Origin of the sequence: Vibrio sp. 10N.222.46.A1 (assembly GCF_041473595.1) — a bacterium.
GTDB classification, from domain to species: Bacteria; Pseudomonadota; Gammaproteobacteria; order Enterobacterales; family Vibrionaceae; genus Vibrio; species Vibrio tasmaniensis_A.
In genome coordinates this window covers 1-6,247 of the sequence record NZ_JBFRSN010000489.1, presented here as the reverse complement: position 1 = coordinate 6,247, position 6,247 = coordinate 1, and the positions used below count along the sequence as shown (strand labels likewise).

The 6,247-nt window shown below is 43.9% G+C and carries 6 protein-coding genes; 2 read left to right on the top strand and 4 right to left on the bottom strand.

What is annotated here, in order from left to right; translation table 11 throughout:
* Positions 1 to 22: 22 nt before the first annotated feature.
* Both AB4496_RS14475 and AB4496_RS14470 read right to left on the bottom strand, forming a co-directional pair.
* Positions 23 to 1,474, bottom strand: coding sequence for a glutathione synthase (locus AB4496_RS14475; protein WP_009845961.1), 1,452 nt, complete (start codon positions 1,472 to 1,474; stop codon positions 23 to 25).
* A gap of 136 nt (positions 1,475 to 1,610) precedes the next feature.
* Entirely contained in the window at positions 1,611 to 2,546 is a 936-nt protein-coding gene (locus AB4496_RS14470; protein WP_009845962.1) for a LysR substrate-binding domain-containing protein, read from the bottom strand.
* Positions 2,547 to 2,666: 120 nt separating this feature from the next.
* Here AB4496_RS14470 and add point away from each other — a divergent pair, with 120 nt between their 5' ends.
* Both add and AB4496_RS14460 read left to right on the top strand, forming a co-directional pair.
* Entirely contained in the window at positions 2,667 to 3,665 is a 999-nt protein-coding gene (gene add, locus AB4496_RS14465) for an adenosine deaminase (RefSeq protein ID WP_009845963.1), read from the top strand.
* Positions 3,666 to 3,832: 167 nt separating this feature from the next.
* A complete protein-coding gene (locus tag AB4496_RS14460; RefSeq protein WP_009845964.1) occupies positions 3,833 to 4,408 on the top strand; it encodes a sugar O-acetyltransferase in 576 nt (191 codons plus the stop codon).
* A 99-nt stretch (positions 4,409 to 4,507) separates the two neighbouring features.
* Here AB4496_RS14460 and AB4496_RS14455 read toward each other — a convergent pair whose 3' ends face one another.
* Positions 4,508 to 5,347 (bottom strand): hypothetical protein, encoded by an 840-nt coding sequence (locus AB4496_RS14455; protein ID WP_102258640.1) that lies wholly within the window; start codon positions 5,345 to 5,347, stop codon positions 4,508 to 4,510.
* A gap of 56 nt (positions 5,348 to 5,403) precedes the next feature.
* Positions 5,404 to 6,027 carry an HAD family phosphatase gene (locus AB4496_RS14450; protein WP_009845966.1) on the bottom strand — a complete coding sequence of 208 codons (624 nt, stop codon included), beginning with the start codon at positions 6,025 to 6,027 and terminating at the stop codon, positions 5,404 to 5,406.
* Positions 6,028 to 6,247 lie beyond the last annotated feature (220 nt).

Here is a 6,247-nt window from a genome sequence, read left to right as displayed (position 1 = left end):
GTTGTGGATTAACCATTTGTAACTAATCAATCAACACCAACGAATCTAGAATGCCTTTGCCGCTGTGGATTCCACCTTCGTTTTCGCTGGCGGGTTTGCTGCGGATTAAGTAACCCGCGTAACCTTCCAGTTCGGTCACTGGCTTACCTTGGTAGTAAGCGGTAAATAGGCCGACTTCGCTGACTAAATCTGTCACTAGCGTTTGTTGAGTGTCACGCACTGCAATGGTTGGTACGTCGCGTTGGTGTGGATACAAGCGCTGCATCAATGCCCACGCATCGTACTCTTCTGGTTTAAGCTGGCTCAGTTGTTCGCTGATGTCGTCACCAAATACACAATGGCCACCGCCCTCACCTTGGTTTTTCAGCACCCACTCTTGCTTGTTAGCTTGTGTGTTAAACCATTCAATCGAGTCACTGGTGATTGGCTTCATATCTGCTAAAACACTCTTCACCAATTCCGCATCTTCTAGCGTTAAACCCCAACGTGCGTATTCAGATGCTGGCATCATGGTCAGCAGCATTTGCATGGTTTTACTGGTCGCTAATTGTTGATTGATGGTCGCGTTCATTGCGACATGGTGTTGTTCCATAAACACGCGCGTTTGGCTTAGTGTATGACAACAAACCGATTCGTTGAGTTCTGGAGCCCAGTAGTCTGAATACTGATAGCCAGCTCTTAAATACACCACATCGACAGCGCCGACATCTTGCAGTAACAAACGTTGGTTATCACCCGATGAAAGCTGACAGCTCAATTGCTCAAAGGTACGACGAACCGTACGTACACCCTGCTTTTGCAGTTCAATTTCGAGTAGGTGTTGGTCGTAAACATTGTCTTCATTCTTTTGTACTACCATCAAGAATGTTGGCTTATCTGAATCATTAAAGTCAGCTCGCACTTTTCTTGCTGAAGTCGCTATACCATAAGCCAACTGCGTTAAGCCTTGGTTTTCAGCAGGAGTTGCAGATTTATCTTCAAGCCAGCTCTGATAAGTCTCAGGCCATTGATTTTGCATGTAATCATGGAACTCTGTGGCCTTTTGCCCAAACGGAGCCATACCTGCAGCAATGCCATTAAACTCGATCACTTTCGCGCCATGTTGGCGATCATCCATGAAGTCAGTACGCATTAATAACAGCGGTTGGCGAGCAGGATAAAGTCGATGAGACACCTCGCCATGCGCTTGTTGATGCAGCTCCATCAAGCGGCCAAAAAACGGATCAGCTTTGGCCATATCACTCAGTGATGACTGCAAGAAATCATGATCTTCGGAAACATTGCTGATTAACTTGGTGATCAGCGGTGTTACCTTCAACAAGTGTTCAAAAACCTCGCGCTCCATAGTCATAGGAGCAATGCTGAAAGGACAATGCCTAGCAGTATTATCTGACTGGCGAAACGCAACACCGTGCATGATCGCCCACTCACACGCGTCTTCAATAATTTGTTGTGGTAACCGTGGAATTGTCATCTCTCATCTTCCAAATAAAAATAGCACCCAGAATAAGACGAAGCTTAATTCCAAAAGACGAAATAAAACTGGATTTTTTATCAAACAACTACGTTTGTTTTATCTTTCAAAAGCTTGAATAGATTATACATCTCAACTATCGAGTCTGCTCGATGATCAGATCGCGCAACCATTTATGGCTAGGTTCTGAATCGAAGTATTTGTGCCATAGAAGGAACAAGCCTCCCGGCACCAAATCAACCGGGACAGGCTTCATCACCAACTCTCCACTATCAATGTAATCGCGTACCGAGTTGTATGGGTAACACATAAGTAAATCACTCTGCTTACACAGCTTAATGGCACTGGTGATGTCTGAAACATTCGCGGCTTTGTTGATTTCAAGCTGCTTTGAGTTAAGCACTTCCATCAATAACCAGTCACCCGCTCCACCCGTCACCAACTGTATGTGTCGATACTTCAAGAAAGTGTCGAGGTTCCACTCTTCCAGCAAGGCTGGGTGGTCATTTCGCATCAAACACACCGAGTAATCCAAGCACAGTTCCACGTAATCCAACTCGTCAGGGATACACTGCACGTGGGTAGAAGCGCGTTCATCCAATTCGAAAATACCAATGCCAAAATCCACCTCACGTTTGAGTAAGCGCTTGAAGCTGTCGCTGCTCCACGTCGAACTGTTGATGGTAATGTGCGGCGCATCGGCAAGTGCTGTCGGCATAAAATGCGGATAGATCGCTGTGTAGGCGGTTTCAACAAGGTCTATAGTGAAGGTACGCTCACTGTCTTTAGGATCGAAAACTTCGGGAACGGTCAGCTTTTCGATTTGCAGTAGAATTTGGTGGATCTTAGGCGCTAACGCGAGTGCTTTGGGTGTGGGAAATAGCCCTTTAGATTCTCGCTCAAACAGCGGATCATCAAACAAAGCTCTGAGTTTGGTGAGCTGTTTACTTACCGCAGATTGACTCAAAAAGAGTCGCTCTGCGGTTTTGCTCACGCTTCGCTCTTCAATGAGAACGTGCAGGCAAAGCAGCAAATTCATATCGCATTTAAGTAAGCTTTTAACATCTACCATGATATTCCCTAAATTCAGGTTAATGATGATTAATTGTCACTTTAAATCATATCATTGTCTTGGTAAATTTAGCGCATGTGAGTTAAAACACTCAAAGAATAATAGAATTAAGGAATACTCATGGATTTTCTAGCACTACCAAAGATTGATTTACACTGCCACCTAGACGGAAGTGTTCGCCCAGACACGATTATTGACCTAGCAAAACAGTACAATATCGAACTACCTGAAGATCGCGACGCGGTTGTTCAATCTCTAACGGTGCCAGAAGATTGCAAAAACCTAGATGAGTACCTGGCTTGTTTCAGCCTGCCACTGCAAGTAATGCAGACTGAAGAAGCGATTGAACGTATCTCTTTTGAGCTTTACGAAGACGCTGCACTAGAAAACGTTAAATACCTAGAAGTTCGCTTCGCACCAATCCTGCACGTAAATAAAGGTCTGTCTCTTGATACGATCATTGCAAGTGCAGTAAAAGGCATGAAGCGCGCTGAAGAGAAATACGACATCAGAGGCAACTACATCATGTCTGTGCTTCGTATGTTCCCTAAAGATTCTATCAAAGACGTAATCGACGCAGGCCAACCCTACCTAGGTAAAGGTGTTGTGGCGTTTGATATCGCGGGCGGCGAAAAACCAGGCTTCTGTGCTGAATTCCCTGAATACACGCAATACGCTCTTGAAAAAGGCTACCGCATTACCGTGCATGCTGGCGAGCAATGGCATGGTCAAAACGTTTACGATGCAGTGACAATGCTTGACGCTGAACGCATCGGCCACGGTGTTCACATCCAAGGTAACGAAGACGCATACAACATCGTTAAAGAGAAGCAAGTTGCGCTTGAAACTTGCCCAACAAGTAACGTTCAAACTAAATGTATTCACCAATTCAGCGATCACCCAATTGCTGAATTCAAAAAAGATGGCATCGTTGTAACGATCAACACAGACAACCGCACTGTGTCGAACACAACCATGACCAACGAAGTGAAGCGTGTGTGTGAAACATTCGGCCTAACAAAAGAAGACTACGTAGAAATCTACAAATACTCAGTCGACAGCGCTTTTGCTTCAGACGAAGTGAAACAGCACCTAATGGGTTTCGTTGAGCAAATCTAATTTGGCAAAGCGCGCCTTTTGCTGAATAGCAGGGCTCACTTAGCATTAGTGCTTAAAGCACAAAACAGGAAGAGAAAGGCTGACGCTTTTCTCTTTTTTTATGTCTAAAAGTCGCTAATCTTGCAGTATTCGTCATGTAGACCGAGACTCTCGTAAAGTGGATAAGCATGAGTAATAAAAACAATAAAACTGAACTAGAAAAAATGCTATCTGGACAAGTGTATGATGGTGCAGATCAAGAAATTGATACCATGCGTGCCAATGCCAGAAAGTCGCTAATGGCTTTCAACCACCACCAAGACCCAAACCAGCAACACACATTGCAAGAGCAGCTATTTGGTAAGGTTGGTAGTAGCAGCTTAATCCAACCCCCTTTTCATTGTGAGTTTGGCAAAACCATCGAGATTGGCGACGACACCTTCATTAATATGAACGCCGTAATGCTAGATGGTGCGAACATCAAAATCGGCAACAATGTTTTAATTGGACCAAGTGCGCAATTCTATACGCCATCACACTCCCTTGATTATCGTAGCCGCCGTAAATGGGAAACCTTCTGTTTACCAATAACAATCGAAGATGATGTATGGGTTGGCGGTAACTCAGTGATCAATCAAGGCGTGACAATTGGGGCTCGTTCAGTGATTGCTGCGAACTCTGTGGTCAACAGTGATGTACCGCCAGACTGCTTATACGGCGGTACACCAGCGAAGTTGATTCGACATCTGAATACCGAACAATAAAGCTAAAGAGAAGAATAAAACGTATCAGTAGAATGAAGCCACTTAGAACAACAAATAGAAAAGAGGCGATGTTCATATGAAACATCACCTCTTTTTTGATTAGTTAGACGTGTCTCTTCTATCGAATGGATTTCGTTCCATGGCCTTTTCATACTCACTTTTCGGGCTACTCAAGTACGTGGTTTTGACGAACTTTTCCCAATCAGAAAACAGCGATTCTATTGGTTGCTCTGTAAGTTGTGATGGATCACCATTGCTTTTAATGAGATAAACAAACGCCTCCTCCCCCCATGAACGTTCAATAAACTCACCGACCGTATAGCCAAGCTCATAAACAGCCGAGCTACTGTTTGGCTTATGGTATAAATCCTGAACTAGCCCATCGAAACGGCGACTGATGGCAGTCCTGTTATTGACGTGAAACCAATAATCTTCAGATTTGTAGATAGCGATAGCTTCCCACAACCAACGCGGATTATTCGCAAAGTTCGGATTCACTTGCAGAGTCAGTAAATGTACGAACTCATGCAGTGCGGTTTTATGGATCTCACCACCAAAATAGAGCAGCCTAATTTCATTGCTTTTAGGGTCAATATACCCCGTAGAGAAAGCATATCGATACCCTATGCTCCGCTCCTGCTCATCCAAATAGGCTTTTTGGTTTCGCCATACTCTCACCGTTATGACAGGTATTGAATCAAGGCCGAAGCTCTTCATCAAAGGAGCCTGTTTGAGCAATAGCTCGTTGTGAATACTTGGAATTATCGAAGGTGAGGTTCCATCGTAAAGGACATACTTAAACTGCCCTTTATCTGATTCATAGCAATTGTGACAGGGTTCTTCACCTTGCATCTGCAGCATTGCTGCCACAATAAGAACCAACCCAGATAAAGCGAGAACCAAAAAAGTGATCATTGATCTTACTGAGTATTTTTTCATCTTGTTAAACCCTTAGAAAGAAGAGTTAAATCGTTAACCCGAAATCATCAAATCCGTTAACGATTCAAATCAATACCCAGTGCAAGCAATTCTCTTTCACACTGAGACACATCACTAAACTGGATACCGGCCATACCTACAGCCTTTGCCCCTTCAACGTTATAGGGCATATCATCAATGAAGACGGTTTCTGAAGCTTCAAGACCATTATTAGACAGCAGCGCTTGGTAAATCTCAGGCTGCGGTTTAAGCATGCCCAATTCAGCGGATACCGCCGCGCCATCAAACAGCGGCCAAAATTGGTAGGTGGCTTTTAGGTACTCAACAATCTCAACCACGTTATCGGTTAACGCATACACGGCATAGCCTGCTCGTTTTACTTGCTTGATGAGGTCAATAGAACCGTACAGTAAGATCTGCGTTTGCTTTACGTAGTAGAACAGGCGATCGCACTCTAATGAAGATAAATCTAACTCTTGTTGGTAGCGAAGTTTGGCTTCATTTTCGGTTAAGAACCCTTTGTTCAAATCCAACCAAATCGTACTTTGGAAAATTGAACTCGCTTGGGTTTCCAGATCATCAAGTTCCCCGAAAGTCAGGCGAGTAATTTCTAGCGGTGACCAACGTACAATCACATTGCCGACGTCAAATACCACATTTTTTATTTGATGAGTACTCATACCTTGCTCCTGAATTATTCGCGTGAAATAACAACAACACCGACATTAAATGCCGCACCTTAAAGTTCATAACCTTGTTTTACAAAATAAGGACTGAAATCACAATATGTCATCGAGCAGGTACGAAAAAGGCCATCATAAAAATTAATGCCGTTCGGATAAGCATTATTGCTTGAACCTGAACGGATATTTGGCTGGGACAAAGAGGACTGAACGTGGA

Excerpts from the sequence above, each read along its gene's own strand:
- AB4496_RS14475 (WP_009845961.1), bottom strand. The coding sequence starts at position 1,474 with ATGACAATTCCACGGTTACCACAACAAATTATTGAAGACGCGTGTGAG.
- AB4496_RS14470 (WP_009845962.1), bottom strand. The coding sequence starts at position 2,546 with ATGGTAGATGTTAAAAGCTTACTTAAATGCGATATGAATTTGCTGCTT.
- add (WP_009845963.1), top strand. The coding sequence starts at position 2,667 with ATGGATTTTCTAGCACTACCAAAGATTGATTTACACTGCCACCTAGAC.
- AB4496_RS14460 (WP_009845964.1), top strand. The coding sequence starts at position 3,833 with ATGAGTAATAAAAACAATAAAACTGAACTAGAAAAAATGCTATCTGGA.
- AB4496_RS14455 (WP_102258640.1), bottom strand. The coding sequence starts at position 5,347 with ATGAAAAAATACTCAGTAAGATCAATGATCACTTTTTTGGTTCTCGCT.
- AB4496_RS14450 (WP_009845966.1), bottom strand. The coding sequence starts at position 6,027 with ATGAGTACTCATCAAATAAAAAATGTGGTATTTGACGTCGGCAATGTG.